The organism is Pseudomonas sp. NMI760_13 (genome assembly GCF_021283245.1).
GTDB classification, from domain to species: domain Bacteria; phylum Pseudomonadota; class Gammaproteobacteria; order Pseudomonadales; family Pseudomonadaceae; genus Aquipseudomonas; species Aquipseudomonas peradeniyensis.
In genome coordinates, this window is the sequence record NZ_JAJSRC010000011.1 from 93073 (window position 1) to 110530 (window position 17458).

General features: G+C 65.2%; 14 protein-coding genes. 9 read left to right on the forward strand and 5 right to left on the reverse strand.

The features are described from left to right. Positions 1-160: 160 nt before the first annotated feature. The 4 genes from LU671_RS13960 to edd all read right to left on the reverse strand — a co-directional run bounded on the left by LU671_RS13960 (position 161) and on the right by edd (position 5254). Positions 161-1615, reverse strand: a complete 1455-nt coding sequence (locus LU671_RS13960) for an ATP-binding protein (RefSeq protein ID WP_232855961.1) — start codon at positions 1613-1615, stop codon at positions 161-163. Continuing rightward, a complete protein-coding gene (locus tag LU671_RS13965; RefSeq protein ID WP_267967174.1) occupies positions 1599-2294 on the reverse strand; it encodes a response regulator in 696 nt (231 codons plus the stop codon). The genes LU671_RS13960 and LU671_RS13965 overlap by 17 nt, the downstream gene beginning before the upstream one ends. Positions 2295-2474: 180 nt before the next feature. Beyond that, positions 2475-3431, reverse strand: a complete 957-nt coding sequence (locus LU671_RS13970) for a glucokinase (protein WP_232855962.1) — start codon at positions 3429-3431, stop codon at positions 2475-2477. Then, positions 3428-5254, reverse strand: coding sequence for a phosphogluconate dehydratase (gene edd / locus LU671_RS13975; RefSeq protein ID WP_203650925.1), 1827 nt, complete (start codon positions 5252-5254; stop codon positions 3428-3430). Before edd ends, LU671_RS13970 begins: the two co-directional genes overlap by 4 nt. Positions 5255-5518: 264 nt before the next feature. Between edd and gap the strand changes: the two genes are divergently transcribed. The 7 genes from gap to LU671_RS14010 all read left to right on the forward strand — a co-directional run bounded on the left by gap (position 5519) and on the right by LU671_RS14010 (position 12726). After that, entirely contained in the window at positions 5519-6520 is a 1002-nt protein-coding gene (gene gap, locus LU671_RS13980; RefSeq protein ID WP_232855963.1) for a type I glyceraldehyde-3-phosphate dehydrogenase, read from the forward strand. Between the two features lie 241 nt (positions 6521-6761). Next, a complete protein-coding gene (locus tag LU671_RS13985; protein WP_232855964.1) occupies positions 6762-7274 on the forward strand; it encodes an RNA polymerase sigma factor in 513 nt (170 codons plus the stop codon). A 93-nt stretch (positions 7275-7367) separates the two neighbouring features. Next, the gene (locus tag LU671_RS13990) at positions 7368-8330 is read left to right on the forward strand and encodes a FecR family protein (protein ID WP_203650917.1); all 963 of its coding nucleotides are present in this window, start codon (positions 7368-7370) and stop codon (positions 8328-8330) included. Positions 8331-8455: 125 nt separating this feature from the next. Further along, a complete protein-coding gene (locus LU671_RS13995; RefSeq protein WP_232855965.1) occupies positions 8456-11062 on the forward strand; it encodes a TonB-dependent receptor in 2607 nt (868 codons plus the stop codon). 214 nt (positions 11063-11276) lie between these two features. After that, entirely contained in the window at positions 11277-11882 is a 606-nt protein-coding gene (locus LU671_RS14000; protein WP_062360424.1) for a biliverdin-producing heme oxygenase, read from the forward strand. Positions 11883-11931: 49 nt separating this feature from the next. Beyond that, positions 11932-12345 (forward strand): YbaN family protein, encoded by a 414-nt coding sequence (locus LU671_RS14005; protein ID WP_028691980.1) that lies wholly within the window; start codon positions 11932-11934, stop codon positions 12343-12345. A gap of 186 nt (positions 12346-12531) precedes the next feature. Beyond that, positions 12532-12726 carry a hypothetical protein gene (locus LU671_RS14010; RefSeq protein WP_203650908.1) on the forward strand — a complete coding sequence of 65 codons (195 nt, stop codon included), beginning with the start codon at positions 12532-12534 and terminating at the stop codon, positions 12724-12726. 148 nt (positions 12727-12874) lie between these two features. Here LU671_RS14010 and arcD (LU671_RS14015) read toward each other — a convergent pair whose 3' ends face one another. Further along, positions 12875-14302: an arginine-ornithine antiporter gene (gene arcD / locus LU671_RS14015; RefSeq protein ID WP_232855966.1), complete on the reverse strand. Its 1428-nt coding sequence runs from the start codon at positions 14300-14302 to the stop codon at positions 12875-12877. A 425-nt stretch (positions 14303-14727) separates the two neighbouring features. Here arcD (LU671_RS14015) and arcD (LU671_RS14020) point away from each other — a divergent pair, with 425 nt between their 5' ends. Together arcD (LU671_RS14020) and arcA are read left to right on the forward strand one after the other, a co-directional pair. Next, positions 14728-16155 (forward strand): arginine-ornithine antiporter, encoded by a 1428-nt coding sequence (gene arcD / locus LU671_RS14020; protein WP_203650898.1) that lies wholly within the window; start codon positions 14728-14730, stop codon positions 16153-16155. Between the two features lie 33 nt (positions 16156-16188). Continuing rightward, the gene (gene arcA / locus LU671_RS14025) at positions 16189-17445 is read left to right on the forward strand and encodes an arginine deiminase (RefSeq protein WP_232855967.1); all 1257 of its coding nucleotides are present in this window, start codon (positions 16189-16191) and stop codon (positions 17443-17445) included. The last annotated feature ends 13 nt before the right edge of the window (positions 17446-17458 follow it).

A 17458-nucleotide genomic window follows, 5' to 3' on the forward strand; every position in this document is an offset into this window, starting at 1 on the left:
CACGAAGGCCTGCCGAATTGTCACCATGTAGTGACATCAGTCCCCTGTAGGAGCGGCCTTGTGCCGCGAAAGGGTTGCGAAGCAGCCCCAGCAATTTCAGATCCCTGGGGCCGCTTTGCGGCCCTTTCGCGGTACAAGGCCGCTCCTACAGGGGATCGTGTCATTCGGCTGTACGGGGTAGGTACAAAGTCACCCGCAACCCACCCTCACGCAGGTTGAACAGACTCACCTCGCCGCCATGGCTGTGGGCGATGTTGCGCGCGATTCCCAGCCCCAGCCCATACCCCTGCTGCTGCCCGGCCAGGCGGAAGTGCGGCTCGAACACCTGCTCCAGACGCTGCTCCGGCACCCCCGGGCCCTGGTCGTCCACCTGCAGGACGAAGCTCTCGGCACTGTCGAGGATCCGCAGGTGCGCCCGCTCGCCGTACTTGATGGCATTGTCGATCAGGTTGCCGATGCAGCGGCGCAGGGCCAGTGACTTGCCAGGGTACGGCGCCAGCGCCTGTCCTTCGAGGGTGATGCGGCCGTCGCCGATATAAGGTTCGGCGAGCATCTCCAGCACCTGGTTGAGGTCGATCGGCTCGATGTTCTCGTGAATGTCGGTGTCCTTCACGCACTGCAGCGCGCCCTTGACCAGCAGCTCCAGCTCGTCGAGGTCGCGGCTGAACTTCGCTTGCAGCTTCTCGTCCTCGAGCAGCTCGACCCGCAGGCGCAGGCGCGTGATCGGCGTACGCAGGTCATGGGAAATGGCGCTGAACAACTGGGAGCGCTCGGTGAGGTAACGGCTGATCCGCTCGCGCATGCTGTTGAACGCCCGCCCCACCTCGACCACTTCACTGCCGCCGCCCTCGGCCACCGGGGCCACGTCGGCGCCCAGCGACATTTCCCGCGCCGCCCGCGCCAGGCGCTTGAGCGGCCGGCTCTGCCAGTGCACCAACAGGCCGATGAACAGCAACAGCAGGGCGGTGGTCATGGCGATAAAGCCGATCTGCTGGCGAGGCAGACGCTCGGCCTCGAGGCTGGTGTAGGGCTCGGGCAGCAGCGAGGCGATATACAGCCACTCACCCTCGCCCAGGCGGATCTGGGTCACCAACACCGGTGGGTTGAGTGGCTCCAGGGTCAACGAGTAGTGCGCCCAGGAGCGGGGCAGCTCATCGAGTTTCAGGCCGCTGTTGAAGATCCGCAGGTCATCGGGGCTGACGAATTCGACGGAGATCTCCAGCTGCTGACCCAGGCGCTCGTGCAACACCTGCTGGAACACGTCGATTACCGCCTGCTTGCGCGGGGTGATCGGCAGCACCGGCATCTCCAGCGGCTTGACGTTGAGCGAGACGAAGAAGCGCGTTCCGCCCATGCTACGCAACTGGTCAAGGACCATCGGCCGGTAGGCCACCGGCAGCGAACGGAAGTAGCTGACGCTGGCACTCATCGAATGGGCCAGGCTGCCGGCACTGGCACGCAGGCCCTGCAGCTGGCTGGCGCGCAGTTGCGCCACCCAGATCAGGCTCGACAGCCCCTGGGCCAGCAACACCACCAACAAGGTCAGCAGCAGCATGCGCCCCAGCAGCGAGCGCGGCAGCAGGCGCCAGCGGCGCTCGCTAGGCCGGGCAGACATTGGCCGCCAGCAGGTAGCCGCTGCCGCGCACGGTGCGGATCAGCCGAGGGGGTTTTTCCGTGTCGCGCAGGCGCTGGCGCAGGCGGCTGACCGCCATGTCGACGATACGGTCCAGCGGCATCGGCTCGCGCCCGCGGGTGGCGTTGCCGATGGTGTCGCGGTCGAGGATCTGCTGCGGGTGGTCGAGGAACAGCTTGAGCAGGGCGAAGTCGGCGCCGGAGAGGATCACCTCCTCGCCATCGCGGTGGAACAGGCGATGGCTGATCGTGTCCAGCCGCCAGTCGTCGAAGGCCAGCACCGCGCTGGCCGGCGCCGCCTGGCCGAAATCGGCGCGGCGCAACAGGGCCTTGATGCGGGCCTGTAGTTCACGTGGGCTGAAGGGTTTGCCGAGGTAATCGTCGGCGCCCAGCTCCAGGCCGATGACCCGGTCGGCCTCGTCGGAACTGGCGGTGAGCATGATGATCGGCACCCGCGCCTGGCGCGGGTGCTGGCGGACCCAGCGGCACAGGCTGAAGCCGTCCTCGTCGGGCAGCATCACGTCGAGGATCACCAGGTCGTAGGGGTTGGCGTCCAGGGCGCGGCGAAAGCCCTGGCCGTCGGGTTCGGCATGGACCTGCAGGCCGCAACGGGCCAGGTAGGTCTGCAACAGTTCGCGGATGTCCTGGTCGTCGTCGACCATCAGGATCGATTTGCCGGCAGTGGTCACAATGGTCAGTCCTCTTGTAAACGCAGATCTTGATGTCTGCTGTGGGGCTGCTTCGCAGCCCTTTCGCGGCGCAAGGCCGCTCCTACAAAGGCTACGCAATCAACTGTAGGAGCGGCCTTGCGCCGCGAAAGGGCCGCGAAGCGGCCCCAGCGATCAATGATCCAACGCCTGTTGCAAGGCCACCCCGGCCCCCAGCAACCCGGAAAACTCCGCCGTCACCAGCCATACCGGCACCCCGGCGAAGTAGCCGCTCATACAGCCCTTGTCGGCGAAACTCGCAGCGAATCCGCTGCCCAGGAACAACTCGGCGAAACGCGGAATCACCCCGCCGACAATGTAGACCCCACCCCGTGCGCCCAGGGTGAGCACGTTGTTGCCCGCCACCCGCCCGAGGAAGCGGCAGAACTGCTCGATCACCGCCAGCGCCCGGGGCTCGCCGGCCAGGGCCGCGTCGGTGATCTGCGCCGGGGTCTTGTGCGTCGGCGTGGCGCCATCGAGCGCGCAGATCGCCTGGTACAAGCGCACCAGCCCACCGCCGCTGAGCACCGTCTCGGCGCTGACATGGCCGATCTGCCGGTGAATCTCCTGATGGATCGCCGCCTCGCGGGCATTGCCCACCGGCAGGTCGACATGCCCGCCCTCCCCCGGCAGCGCCAGCCAGTGCTCGCCCAGGCGCAGCAGGCTGCCCACGCCCAGGCCGGTGCCGGGGCCGATCACCAGCGCCGGACGCGACGGGTCGGCGAGGCCTGCGCAGACCTCGCGGAACTCACCGTCGCGCAGCCGGGTCATGCCCAGGGCCATGGCGGAAAAATCGTTGATCAGCAACAGGCGCTCGACCTGCAGCGTCTGGCAGAACGCGCTGCGGCTCAGGCGCCAGTGGTTGTTGGTGAAGCGGAATTCGTCGCCGTCCACGGGACCGGCCACCGCCAGGCACACCGCCGCCAGGCCGCCACGGGCGATGCCCTGGTCGACGAGGTAGGCCTCGATGGCCTGCTCGGGGCTGGTGTAGTCGGCGGTGGCCAGCACCTGGACCGCCTGCAGCTCGTTGTCGCGCCACAAGGCGAAACGTGCGTTGGTGCCGCCGATGTCGCCGACCAGCAAGGCCTTCATTTGAGATTCTCCAGGGCCGAGGTGAAGGCGCTCGCGCCCTGTTCGGCGGAACTGAACGCCACGCGCATGAAGCCGAACAGCTCGCGCCCGCAGCCCAGGTCGTTGCCGGTGGGCGGCTCGGGCAGCTCACGGCTGGCCAGTTCCTCGGCCGAGACCATGATCCGCAGCGTGCCTTCGGCACCATCGACGCGCACGATATCACCATCGCGCACTCGCGCCAGCGGGCCGCCGTCGAAAGCCTCCGGGCACACGTGGATGGCCGCCGGGATCTTGCCCGAGGCCCCGGACATGCGCCCGTCGGTGACCAGCGCCACCTTGAAGCCGCGGTCCTGCAGCACGCCGAGGAAGGGTGTCAGCTTGTGCAACTCGGGCATGCCGTTGCAGCGCGGCCCCTGGAAGCGCACCACGGCGACGAAGTCGCGCTCCAGTTCGCCGGCCTTGAACGCATCGGCCAGCGCCTGCTGGTCGTGGAACACCCGGGCGGGCGCCTCGACCACGCGATGCTCCGGCGCCACCGCCGACACCTTCATCACGCCGCGCCCCAGGTTGCCCTCCATGACCCGCAGGCCGCCCTCGGCGGAGAACGGCCGCGCCACCGGGCGCAGGATGCTTTCGTCGAGGCTGTCCTTCGGACCTTCGCGCCACACCAGTCGGCCATCCTCGAGGAACGGCTCCTGGGTGTAGCGGCGCAGGCCATGCCCGGCCACGGTGTTGACGTCCTCGTGCAGCAGGCCCGCGTCGAGCAGCTCGCGAATGAGGAACGCCATGCCGCCGGAGGCCTGGAAGTGGTTGATGTCGGCTTTGCCGTTCGGATAGACGTGGGACAGCGTCGGCACCACCTCGGACAGGTCAGCCATGTCCTGCCAGGTCAGCTGGATGCCGGCGGCCTGGGCGATGGCCGGGATGTGCAGGGTGTGGTTGGTCGAGCCGCCGGTGGCGTGCAGGGCGACGATCGAGTTGACCAGCGCCTTCTCGTCGACAATCTCGCCAATCGGCATGAAGTTGCCGCTGGCCTTGGTCATCCGCGTGACCTGGCGCGCGGCCTCGGCGGTAAGGGCGTCGCGCAGCGGCGTGTAGGGATTGACGAACGAGGCGCCCGGCAGGTGCAGGCCCATCACCTCCATCACCAGCTGGTTGGTGTTGGCGGTGCCGTAGAAGGTGCAGGTGCCCGGGCCGTGGTAGCTCTTCATTTCCGATTCGAGCAGTTGCTCGCGGGTGGCCTTGCCCTCGGCGTAGCGCTGGCGCACATCGGCCTTCTCCTTGTTGGAGATGCCCGAGACCATCGGCCCGCCTGGCACGAAGACGGTCGGCAGGTGACCGAAGCGCAACGCGCCCATCATCAGGCCGGGGACGATCTTGTCGCAGATGCCCAGCATCAGGGCGGCGTCGAACATGTTGTGCGACAGGGCGATGGCGGTGGACATGGCGATCACTTCGCGGCTGGCGATAGCCAACTCCATGCCCGGCTCGCCCTGGGTGACGCCATCGCACATGGCCGGCACGCCGCCGGCGAACTGGCCGACCGAGCCGACTTCGCGCAGGGCCTGCTTGATCTGCTCGGGAAAGTGCTGGTACGGCTGGTGCGCCGAGAGCATGTCGTTGTAGGCGGAGACGATGGCCACGTTGGCGGCGTTCATCAGGCGCAGGGTCTGCTTGTCCTCGCCGCCACATCCGGCCACGCCATGGGCGAAGTTGGCGCACTGCAGGCTGGCGCGCATGGGTCCGTCACTGGCTGCCCCACGGATCAGCTCAAGGTAGCGTTCACGGGTACGGCGGCTGCGGGCGATCAGCCGTTCGGTGACCTCAAGGATGCGCGGATGCATGTACTGGACTCCAGGCTAACGGTAAGGGCGGTTTTACCAGGGACTGTCCCTCCAAACGATTGCGACCTAGGCTCTGGATAGAGGCTTCTGGTCCGTTTGCGACGGCACTGCCAACCACTCGTTGTATGTTTAAACAAAATACTGCCAGCAAAAAGGCTTGTTTTCTATCTCTCGGTGAATAATCTTGTAATTCCAACAACAAAACCGTTTCAGTGAAGCTGCTCTTTGTGCCACAGGCTTCACCCGACTGCCAGAGGTAACGCCATGACCCTACGCATCGCCATCAACGGATTCGGCCGCATCGGACGCAACGTCCTGCGCGCACTGTACACGCAGGGCTACCGCCAGGACCTGCAGGTCGTCGCCATCAACGACCTGGGCGACAGCGCGATGAACGCCCATCTGCTCAAGTACGACAGCGTCCACGGTATTTTCGACGCCAGCGTCGAGGCCGATCATGAAAGCCTCACCGTCAATGGCGACCGCATCGCCGTCAGCGCCATCCGCAATCCCGCCGAACTGCCCTGGAAGACCCTGGCCATCGACGTGGTGTTCGAATGCACCGGGCTGTTCACCGAACGCGCCAAGGCTGCCGCGCACCTGACGGCCGGTGCCGGTAAGGTGATCGTCAGCGCGCCGGCCAAGGGCGCCGACGCCACTGTGGTATACGGGGTCAACCACGACGTGCTGCGCGCCTCGCACCAGATCATCTCCAACGCCTCGTGTACCACCAACTGCCTGGCGCCGATCGCCCAGGTGCTGCACCGCGAGTTCGGCATCGAGCAAGGTCTGATGACCACCATCCACGCCTACACCAACGACCAGGTGCTCACCGACGTCTACCACGGCGATCCATACCGCGCCCGCTCGGCCACCCAGTCGATGATCCCGAGCAAGACCGGCGCCGCCGAGGCGGTGGGCCTGGTGTTGCCGGAACTGGCCGGCAAGCTCACCGGCATGGCCGTGCGGGTGCCGGTGATCAACGTGTCGCTGGTCGACCTCACGGTCAACCTCAAGCGCGAGGCCAGCGCCGACGAAGTCAACCAGCTGTTCCTCGAGGCCAGCCGCCACTCCCGCGTGCTGGGCTACAACGCCCTGCCGCTGGTGTCGTGCGACTTCAACCACAACCCGCTGTCGTCGATCTTCGACGCCAACCACACCCGCGCCAATGGGCGCATGCTCAAGGTGCTGGCCTGGTACGACAACGAATGGGGCTTCTCCAACCGCATGCTGGACAACTGCCTGGCGTTGTTCAACGCCAGGTGAAGTTTTGCACGATCTCCTGTAGGAGCGGCCTTGTGCCGCGAAAGGGCCGCAAAGCGGCCCCAGCTCTTGTTGCATCGACTCTGAAATCCTGGGGCCGCTTCGCGGCCCTTTCGCGGCACAAGGCCGCTCCTACACGGGCCGCGCTAGCCGCAATATTTACCTGATCGTGACATTTCTGCGCTTGACCTCGAGCATGGATGATAAGCATTATCATTCACCCGAAAAGCGACCAGGTTTCCCCGTGAGTCAGTCCCGGTTCAACTCAGTGTTCCTCAACCAGCGCCTCACCCTGCTGCGCACCTTGCAGCGCATGGTGGGCAACCCCAGCACCGCCGAGGACCTGCTGCAGGAAACCTACCTGCGGGTCACCCGCGCCCTGGGCGAGCGGCCGATCGAACACCTGGAGCCCTTCGTTTTCCAGACCGCCCGCAACCTGGCCCTGGACCACCTGCGCGCACGTCGGGTGCAGGCGCGCACGCTGGTGGACGATGTACCCGAACAGGTCCTGCACAATGTCGCCGCCCCCGCGGCCAGCAGCGAGGACGCCGCCCACGCCGAGCAATTGCTCAAGCACCTGAGCGTCAGCCTCGGCCAGCTCAGCGAGCGCCAACAGCGCATCTTCATCCTCAGCCGCCTGCACGGCGCCAGCTACCTGGAAATCGCCGAGCAGTTGAGCGTCTCGGCCAGCACGGTGCAGAAGGAACTGAAACTGATCATGGCCATCTGCATGGGCGTGGCCGATCGTCACCAGTGACGCGACCGCTCGCCGCTGGCCAGAGCAAAGCCCTTGCCATGGGCGGGGTCTGCATTGATCATGCGCAAAAAATGCCCGAAGCAAGGATCCCCCGTGACCGACCGCCCCACGCCTCGCCCGTCACCCGCCGAGCCTGATGCCCGCGCCCGTGCCCGCGAGGAGGCGCTGGACTGGTTGATCCGCCTGCAGTGCGCCAGCGAAGACGATACCCGCGCCTTCGAGCACTGGCTGGGGGCCGAGCCGGAGAACGCCGAGGCCTATGTCGAGGCCGAAGCGCTGTGGAACGGCGCCTCGCTGCGCCAGGCCGCCGGCCAGCTGCAGCACAGCCGCAAGCGCTCGCTCGCCGGGCGCCTGCGCAGCCACTGGAAGCCGCTGGCCACCGCTGCCGTGCTGCTGGTCGGGCTGTTCACCTTCGGCAACCTGCCGGTGCGCCTGCAGGCCGACCACCTGACTGTGGTCGGCGAGCGACAGCGCCTGGAGTTGGACCCGGGTGCCAAGGTGCTGCTCAATACCAATTCGGCCTTCGCCAGCGACGAGCGCGAAGGCCGCAAGGTCGCCCGCCTGCTTCAGGGCGAGGCGTACTTCCAGGTATCCAACACCAGCCAGCCGCCCCTGGAAGTCCAGGCCGGCCCGCTGCGCGCCAGCGTGCGCGACACCGACTTCGCCGTGCGCTACCTCGATGGCGAGGCCCAGGTGCGGGTGCAACGCGGCGATGTCGACCTGCAGGCCGCGAGCGACCAGCGCATCCGCCTGAGCGCCGGCGACAGCATCAGCGTCGGCCCCAAGGGCTTCGGCCAGCGCCAGCGCCCCGACATGAGCAAGGACCTGGCCTGGATCGAAGGCCGCCTGGTGTTCGAGAACTGCCCGCTGAGCCAGGTGCTCGCCGAAGTCCGCCGCTACTACCCGGGCTTTATCATCAACCGCAACGCTCACCTGGAGCAGGTCGCGGTCACCGGCAACTACCGCCTCGACCAGCCGCTGGAAACCCTGCGCGCCCTCGCCCATATCACCTCGGCGCAACTGCACGAGTACCCAGCCGTGGTGATTCTCAACTGACCCGGTAAGTTTTTTTACGCGATCGCCCTGCCTCGCCCGTCTCGTTATAGCCAATACGATTGATTCTCGTTCGAAAACGAGAACAAGCACCGCCTATAACTCACGCGCGACAGGGAGCGCTTTCAATGCCCACAGGTCAGACCCGCCCGTCCACTTCTACCCGCCGTCGCGGGCAATTGTCCCTGCTGACCCTGGCCCTGCTCGCCAGCGGCGCCTGCAGCCTGCCGGCGCTGGCCGTGGAACCAGCCCAGGCGAGCAGCCCGCGCATGGGCGACTACCGCTTCGCCATCACCCAGCAGCCGCTGGTCGAGGCCATCAACGCCTTCAGCAAGGTGACCGGCTGGCAGGTCGGCTTCAGCGCCGAGCTGGCCGACGGCGTGGCCTCGCCGGGCGTGCAGGGCTCGCTGCCCCCGGAGATGGCGCTGCAACGCCTGCTGCGCGGCACCGGCCTTAGCTTCCGCAAGATCGGCAACGGCAACGTGGTGCTTGAGCGCCAGTCCGCCGGCAACGCCATCGCCCTGCAACAGGTGACCGTCAGCGCCACCCGCAGCGCCCAGGATGTCAGCCAGGTGCCGAGCACCGTCAGCGTGCAGACCCGCGAGCAGCTGGATCGGCAGAACGTCAACGACATCAAGCAACTGGTGCGCTACGAACCCGGTGTATCGGTGTCCGGCACCGGCCAGCGCAGCGGCCTGAACGGCTACAACATCCGCGGTATCGATGGCGACCGGGTGCTGACCCAGGTGGACGGCGTGTCGATTCCCGACAGCTTCTTCAACGGCCCCTACGCCCAGACCCAGCGCAACTATGTCGACCCCGAGATCGTCAAACGCGTGGAGATCCTGCGCGGCCCGGCCTCCGTGCTGTACGGCAGCAACGCCATTGGCGGCGCGGTGAGCTACTACACCCTCGACCCGGAAGACATCATCAAGCCAGGCAAGGATGTCGGCGCACGCCTGAAGACCGGCTACAGCTCCGCCGACGAAAGCTGGCTGACCTCGGCCACCGTAGCGGGCCGCCAGGGTGACTTCGACGGCCTGCTGCACCTGAGCCAGCGCAATGGCCACGAGACCGAGTCCTATGGCGGGCATGGCGGTGCCGGCATCAACCGGACCAAAGCCAACCCCGAAGACGTTCGCACCACCAACGTGCTGGCCAAGCTGGGCTGGAACTACGCCGACGACGCGCGGTTCGGGCTGACCTACGAGCACTACAAGGATGATCGCGACCAGAACATCCTCAGCGCAGTGGGCGGACCGTTCAACGGCGGCTCGCCCCTGGGCATGTACCGCAGCCGCACCGGCAACGATACCGTCACCCGCGAGCGTTTCGGCATCAATCATGAATTCGGCCTGGATTCGCTGGTCGCCGACCACGTCAAGTGGAGCCTGAACTACCAGATCGCCAAGACCGACCAGGCAACCTCGGAAATCTACTTCCCGTTCAGCCGCACGGTGCTGCGCGAACGCGACACCACCTACAAGGACCGCCAATGGGTGCTTGATGCCCAGCTGGACAAGGCGTTCCGCATCGGTGAAACCGACCACCTGCTCACTTACGGCACCACGCTCAAGCACGAAAAGATCACCGGCCTGCGCACCGGCAAGGGCACCTGCCTGGTGGTGGGCGGCGCCTGCCGATTCATCGGCCAGATCAGCCCGGCCGACACCCCGGCACCGGTCAGCGACTTCCCGGATCCGACCGTCAATACCTACAGCCTGTTCGCCCAGGACGAGATCCGCTGGAACAACTGGACCTTCCTGCCGGGCGCTCGCTACGACTACACCCGCATCGATCCGAAGATGACCGCCGAATACCTGCGCGGTGTGCAGAGCACCAGCCCCACCGGGCAAAGCCGTCTGAACGACGACGACAAGAAATGGCACCGCGTATCGCCCAAGCTGGGCGTGACCTATGCCTTCAACGACAACTACACCTGGTACGGGCAGTACGCCGAAGGTTTCCGCACGCCGAGCGCCAAGGCGATCTGGGGCCGCTTCGAAAACCTCGCCGGCGGCTATGTGGTCGAGCCCAACCCGGGGCTGGAGCCGGAGAAGAGCAAGAGCTACGAAACCGGCCTGCGTGGCAACTTCGACGCCGGCAACTTCGATGTCGCGGTGTTCTACAACAAGTACCGCGATTTCATCAACGAAGAGGCCGTGCAGTCGACCAACCTGGGGACCTCCTTCCAGGCCAACAACATCAAGCACGCCACCATCAAGGGCGCCGAAGTCAAGGGCCGCCTCAACCTGGACCGCTTCGGCGCGCCTGAAGGCCTGTACACCGTCGGCTCCATCGCCTATGCCTACGGGCGCAACGACGACACCGGCCAACCGCTGAACAGCGTCAACCCGCTGACCGGCGTGTTCGGCCTGGGCTACGAGCAGATCGACTATGGCACCCAGCTCAGCTGGACCGTGGTCAAGCGCAAGAACCGCGTGGACGATACCAAGTTCTTCGCCCCCGACGGTTCCAGCTCGAACTTCCGCACGCCCGGCTACGGCGTGCTGGACCTGACCGGCTTCTACCGGATCACCGACGACCTGACCATCAACGGCGGCGTGTACAACCTGGCCGACAAGAAGTACTGGCAGTGGGACGACGTGCGCAAGTACGCCATGGTCGGTGACCAGAACGGTGTGGGCGAAGCTGCCGTCACCCAGCCGGCCAACCTGGACCGCCTGACCGCGCCGGGGCGCAACTTCGCCATCAACCTGGTGTGGGATATCTGAGGCCTGGACCCAACACCGTCGCTGTTTTCTTCGCGGGTAAACCCGCTCCCACAGGTTCCGCGTCGCTCGCAAGACCTGTGGGAGCGGGTTTACCCGCGAATAGCAGCAAACACGTTTTGCGAATGATTTCACTTCGCAGGTGAGGTTTTTTTACTGTCCCGCGTCTTCCTTTTCGTCTTGTCACTAGACAGCCCCATTTTCCAAGGATGCCCCCATGACCGCCCCTTCCACCGAACGCGCCGCCCTGCGCTCCCAGCGCCTGAACCAGGTCACCCACGCCCCGCACACCGAGCTGGACGCCCTGGTCAAATCGCACAAGCCGTTCGACAGCCGTGAAAGCTTCGCCCGCTTCGTGGTTGCCCAGTACCTGTTCCAGTCCGAGCTGCAGGCGCTGTACACCGACCCGCAACTGATCGCCATCGTGCCCGACCTCGCCGCGCGCTGCCGCGCCGAACAGGCCCGCCTGGACCTGGCCGACCTCGACACCGAAGTGCCCGCGCCCTTCGCCGGCGCCCTGGGCAAGCCAAGCCTGGGCGAGGCCCTGGGCTGGATCTTCGTCTCCGAAGGCTCCAAACTGGGCGCCGCGTTCCTGATCAAGCGCGCCGTGGCCCTGGAGCTGTCCGAGACCTTCGGTGCCCGTCACCTGGGCGAACCGGCCGGTGGCCGTGCCGAAGGCTGGAAGCAGTTCACCCGCATCCTCGACAGCCTGGACCTGTCGCCCGAGGAAGACGCCGCCGCCGAGCGTGGCGCGGTCGCCGCCTTCGAGCGCTTCACCGAGCTGCTCAAGCATGCCTACGCCGCCGACGCCGCGCTGGCCTGACACGCTTTACCCGGCCGCCTGCGGGCGGCCACACCGTTGCAGTGAGACCATGACCCGAATCGCCCGCTCGAAACTGTCCCGCCTGCTCTACGCGATCCTGGCCTATGTCAGCCTGGGCATCGGCCTGGTGGCCATCGTCATTCCCGGGCTGCCCACCACCGAGTTCATCCTCCTCGCCGCCTGGGCCGCGACCCGCAGCTCGCCGCGCCTGTCCGCCTGGCTGGAGAACCACCGGCTGTTCGGCCCGATCCTCTACAATTGGCGCAACGGCAAGGTGATCCAGCGCCGCGCCAAGGTCAGCGCGACCATCAGCATGCTGCTGTGCGCCGGCCTGATGCTGACCGTGCTCGAACACCACTGGCCGGTGTTCCTCGCCATCGCCGGCATGACCCTGGGCAACCTGTGGATCTGGTCGCGCCCGGAACGTCCGACGCCACCCGGCGCTGTCGAACTGCAAGGTTGATTCATTTGCGCTGCGGCGCCGGATGTACTGCAACGGGCTCGCTGGCGCCAGGCGGATCGGCCCGTACCACTACCGGTGCAGGCGCTGGATCACACCACCGGATACCTGACGGCGGCCGAAGTGATACGGGCGTTGGGACGAGGCGAGGGATGCCGGTCCAGGCTGTCACTGGCACGCACGGCGGCATTGCTGATCGAACGAGGCACCGTGGAAGAGGACCTGGCATTGGCCGCGGAGTCGGCGCTGGACATCGATCCGCACATCGAACACACACCTTGGGGCGAAGCACAGCGGATCAGGGCGCCGTTGAAGGTGGGTGAGGCCACCATGAGCTGGGCGCGGGGAGCCTGCGAGCTTGGCTCCGCACCTGCCCAGTGGTGACTGCCGGATACCCGGTAGGAGCGGCCTTGTGCCGCGAAAGGGCTGCGTAGCAGCCCCGGCAATCCTGAGGCATTCCTGAGATCCAGGGGCCGCTGCGCGTCCCTTTCGCGGCACAAGGCCGCTCCTACAGGGCCGACGCCCGGCCTGATCACAGGCTCAACAACCCCGAATACAGGGCATACGCCGCCAGCCCCGCCCCCGCCAGTACCGCCGCGAAGATCAGTTTCTCCCACGCGGTAAACAGCACTTGCCCCTGCTCGCGCTTGGCCCGGGCGAACAGGATCACCCCGGGCGCATACAGCAGCGCCGACAGCAACACGTACTTGAGCCCACCGGCATACAGCAGCCAGACCGCGTACAGCAGCGCGACCGCCGCCACCAGCAGGTCCTTGCGCCGCAGCCCCGCCTGTCCCTGGTAGCCTTCGCCACGCCAGGCCAGCAGCACGGCGTAGGCTGCCGACCAGAAATACGGCACCAGGATCATCGACGACGCCAGGTAGATCAGGCTGGTGTAGGTCCCCGCCGAGAACAGCGTGATCAGCAGGAAGCCCTGGATCATCACATTGGTCAGCCATAGCGCGTTGGCCGGTACCTGGTTGGCGTTCTCCCGCGCCAGGAAGCGCGGCATGGTCTTGTCCCGGGCGGTGGCATAGAGGATCTCGGCGCACAGCAGCGCCCACGACAGCAATGCCCCCAGCAGCGACACCGCCAGGCCGATGCTGATCAACAGCGCCCCCCAGGGCCCGACGATATGCTCCAGCACCGAGGCCAGCGAGGGGTTCTGCAAGCCAGCCAGCTCCGGCTGGGTCATCACCCCCAGCGACAGCACGTTGACCAACACCAGCAGCGCCAGCACGCCGAGAAAACCGACCACGGTGGCCTTGCCCACGTCCGAGCGGTGCAGCGCCCGCCCCGAATAGACACTCGCGCCCTCGATACCGATAAACACGAACACTGTCACCAGCATCATGTTGCGCACCTGCTCCAGCACGCTGCCGAACTGCGGATTGCTCAGCCCCCAGATGTCGCGGGTGAAGATGTCGGCGCGAAAGGCGAAGGCGGCGATGACGATGAACATCAGCAGCGGCACGACCTTGGCCACGGTGGTCACCTGGTTGATGAAGGCGGCTTCCTTGATGCCGCGCAGCACCAGGAAATGCACCGCCCACAGCAGCAGCGAGGCGCAGCCGATGGCCACCGGCGTGTTGCCTTCGCCGAACACTGGAAAGTAAAAGCCGAGGGTGCTGAACAGCAGCACGAAGTAGCCGACGTTGCCCAGCCAGGCGCTGATCCAGTAGCCCCAAGCCGAGGAGAAACCCATGTAATCACCAAAGCCGGCCTTGGCGTAGGCATACACCCCGGAGTCCAGCTCCGGCTTGCGGTTAGCCAGGGTCTGGAACACGAAGGCCAGCGCCAGCATCCCCACCGCGGTGATGCCCCAGCCGATCAGCACCGCCCCGACATCGGCACGGGCGGCCATGTTCTGCGGCAACGAGAAGATCCCGCCACCGATCATCGAGCCGACCACCAGCGCGATCAGCGCCCCTAGACGCAGTTTCTGTCCCGGTTCGCTCATGGGGCTCCTCGTGCGCGGGCGCGCGTGAACGTATTGGCCGACATTATTGTTACAAGTTTTTTATCAAATAAAGCCATTAAACCTATAGCACTCATAACCATGTTGTCTATAGCGACACCTTAATAAAAATCACATTAGTCGACTACTTTGCGGATCGTCTAAACCCGTCGCTATTTGCTGTGAAAAATTTGCGAAAACCGCAAAACGGACTAACTTCTCAGTTCGCAGGCGAAACGGAGCGTTTGCTCTAGAAGGACATGGAGGTGCCAGCGCACAAGGCCTGCGTCAGAGCTGTCGGCATCCTCCAGGAGGCGCGTGAAGGATTTTTCTGATCTTCATGCGGGCATGAACTGATCTAAGTCAGCGAATGATCCAGGCGTCAGATTTATTCTGAGGTCAACTTTCTCCTGGTACGGAGTCGTTAAATGTCTGATTCTCCCGGAAAACTAAAACTAGGTGCACTTGTTGCACTTGTCGTCGGCTCGATGATCGGTGGCGGGATCTTCTCGTTGCCGCAGAACATGGCCGCCAGCGCCGGCGTCGGCGCCGTGCTGATCGGCTGGGCCATCACCGCGGTGGGCATGCTCACCCTCGCCTTCGTCTTCCAGACCCTGGCCAACCGCAAGCCAAACCTTGACGGCGGGGTATACGCCTACGCCAAGGCCGGCTTCGGCGACTACATGGGTTTCTCCTCGGCCTGGGGCTACTGGATCAGTGCCTGGCTGGGCAACGTCGGCTACTTCGTGCTGCTGTTCAGCACCTTGGGGTATTTCTTCCCGGTATTCGGTGAAGGCAACACTCCCGCGGCGGTGATCGGTGCTTCCGTTCTGCTGTGGGCGGTGCACTTCCTGGTGCTGCGCGGCATCAAGGAAGCCGCCTTCATCAACCTGGTCACCACCGTGGCCAAGGTCGTGCCGCTGGCGCTGTTCGCGCTGATCTGCCTGTTCGCCTTCAAGCTCGATGTGTTTACCGCGGACATCTGGGCCGTCGGCACGCCGGACCTGGGCAGCGTGATGAACCAGGTGCGCAACATGATGCTGGTCACCGTGTGGGTGTTCATCGGCATCGAAGGCGCGAGCATCTTCTCTTCCCGTGCGGAAAAACGCTCCGACGTCGGCAAGGCCACGGTCATCGGCTTCGTCACCGTGCTGCTGTTCCTGGTGCTGGTCAACGTACTGTCGCTCGGCGTGATGACCCAGCCGGAGCTGGCCAAGCTGCAGAACCCGTCGATGGCCGCCGTGCTGGAACACGTGGTCGGCCACTGGGGCGCGGTGCTGATCAGCGTCGGCCTGATCATCTCGCTGCTGGGCGCCCTGCTGTCGTGGGTGCTGCTGTGCGCCGAGATCATGTTCGCCGCCGCCAAGGACCACACCATGCCGGAGTTCCTGCGCCGCGAGAACGCCAACCATGTGCCGGCCAACGCCCTGTGGCTGACCAACGCCATGGTGCAGATCTTCCTGGTCATCACCCTGTTCTCCAACAGCACCTACCTGTCGCTGATCTACCTCGCCACCTCGATGATCCTGGTGCCTTACCTATGGTCGGCGGCCTACGCCTTCCTGCTGGCCTGGCGCAACGAGACCTACGAACAGGCCCTGGCCGAACGCAAGAAAGACCTGATCATCGGCGGCATCGCCCTGCTCTACGCAATCTGGCTGCTGTACGCCGGCGGCGTGAAATACCTGCTGCTCTCGGCCCTGCTCTACGCCCCTGGCGCGATCCTGTTCGCCAAGGCCAAGCGCGAGGTCGGCCAACCGATCTTCACCAGCGTGGAAAAACTGATCTTCGCCGCCGTGGTCGCGGGCGCCCTGGTGGCGGCCTACGGCCTGTACGACGGTTTCCTGACTCTCTGAACCCCACGTCTTCGCTTTACAGGAGGATTCACCATGTCCACTGAGAAACAGAAATACGGCGTTCACTCCGAAGCCGGCAAACTGCGCAAAGTGATGGTCTGCAGCCCAGGCCTTGCGCACCAGCGCCTGACCCCGAGCAACTGCGACGAGTTGCTGTTCGATGACGTCATCTGGGTCAACCAGGCCAAGCGCGACCACTTCGATTTTGTCACCAAGATGCGCGAGCGCGGCATCGAAGTGCTGGAAATGCACAATCTGCTGACCGAGACCATCCAGAATCCCGAAGCACTGAAGTGGATTCTCGATCGCAAGATCACCGACGACACTGTCGGTATCGGCCTGAAAAACGAAGTGCGCAGCTGGCTCGAAGACCTCGAGCCGCGCAAGTTGGCCGAGTTCCTGATCGGCGGCGTGGCAGGTGAAGACCTGCCCGACAGCGAAGGCGCGAGCGTGATCAAGATGTATCGCGATTACCTCGGCCACTCCAGTTTCCTGCTCGACCCGCTGCCCAATACCCAGTTCACCCGTGACACCACTTGCTGGATTTACGGTGGCGTTACACTCAACCCAATGTACTGGCCGGCGCGACGCCAAGAGACTCTGTTGACCAGCGCCATCTACAAGTTCCACCCCGAATTTACCAATGCCGACTTTGAAGTCTGGTACGGCGACCCGGACAAGGACCACGGCAAAGCTACCCTTGAAGGCGGCGATGTGATGCCGATCGGCAATGGTGTCGTGCTGATCGGCATGGGAGAGCGCAGCTCGCGCCAGGCCATCGGCCAACTGGCGCAATCGCTGTTCGCCAAGGGTGCGGTAGAGAAGGTGGTGGTCGCCGGGCTGCCGAAGTCCCGCGCAGCGATTCACCTGGACACCGTGTTCAGCTTCTGCGACCGCGATCTGGTCACCGTCTTCCCCGAAGTGGTCAAGGAAATCGTGCCGTTCGTGATCCGTCCTGATAGCAGCAAGCCTTATGGCATGGATGTGCGCCGCGAGAACAAATCATTCATCGAGGTGGTCGCCGAATCGCTCAACCTCAAGAAATTGCGCGTGGTCGAGACCGGCGGCAACAGCTTCGCCGCCGAACGCGAACAATGGGATGACGGCAACAACGTGGTGGCCGTGGAACCCGGCGTGGTCATTGGCTACGACCGCAACACCTACACCAACACCCTGCTGCGCAAGGCCGGGATCGAGGTCATCACCATCAGCGCCGGCGAGCTGGGCCGGGGCCGCGGCGGCGGCCACTGCATGACCTGCCCGATCGTGCGCGACCCTATCGACTACTAACGCCCATCGAAAC

Coding starts and splice junctions, on each gene's coding strand:
- arcD (WP_203650898.1), top strand. CDS start 14,728: ATGTCTGATTCTCCCGGAAAACTAAAACTAGGTGCACTTGTTGCACTT.
- LU671_RS13995 (WP_232855965.1), top strand. CDS start 8,456: ATGCCCACAGGTCAGACCCGCCCGTCCACTTCTACCCGCCGTCGCGGG.
- edd (WP_203650925.1), bottom strand. CDS start 5,254: ATGCATCCGCGCATCCTTGAGGTCACCGAACGGCTGATCGCCCGCAGC.
- LU671_RS14000 (WP_062360424.1), top strand. CDS start 11,277: ATGACCGCCCCTTCCACCGAACGCGCCGCCCTGCGCTCCCAGCGCCTG.
- LU671_RS13960 (WP_232855961.1), bottom strand. CDS start 1,615: ATGTCTGCCCGGCCTAGCGAGCGCCGCTGGCGCCTGCTGCCGCGCTCG.
- LU671_RS14005 (WP_028691980.1), top strand. CDS start 11,932: ATGACCCGAATCGCCCGCTCGAAACTGTCCCGCCTGCTCTACGCGATC.
- LU671_RS13965 (WP_267967174.1), bottom strand. CDS start 2,294: ATGGTCGACGACGACCAGGACATCCGCGAACTGTTGCAGACCTACCTG.
- arcD (WP_232855966.1), bottom strand. CDS start 14,302: ATGAGCGAACCGGGACAGAAACTGCGTCTAGGGGCGCTGATCGCGCTG.
- arcA (WP_232855967.1), top strand. CDS start 16,189: ATGTCCACTGAGAAACAGAAATACGGCGTTCACTCCGAAGCCGGCAAA.
- gap (WP_232855963.1), top strand. CDS start 5,519: ATGACCCTACGCATCGCCATCAACGGATTCGGCCGCATCGGACGCAAC.
- LU671_RS13970 (WP_232855962.1), bottom strand. CDS start 3,431: ATGAAGGCCTTGCTGGTCGGCGACATCGGCGGCACCAACGCACGTTTC.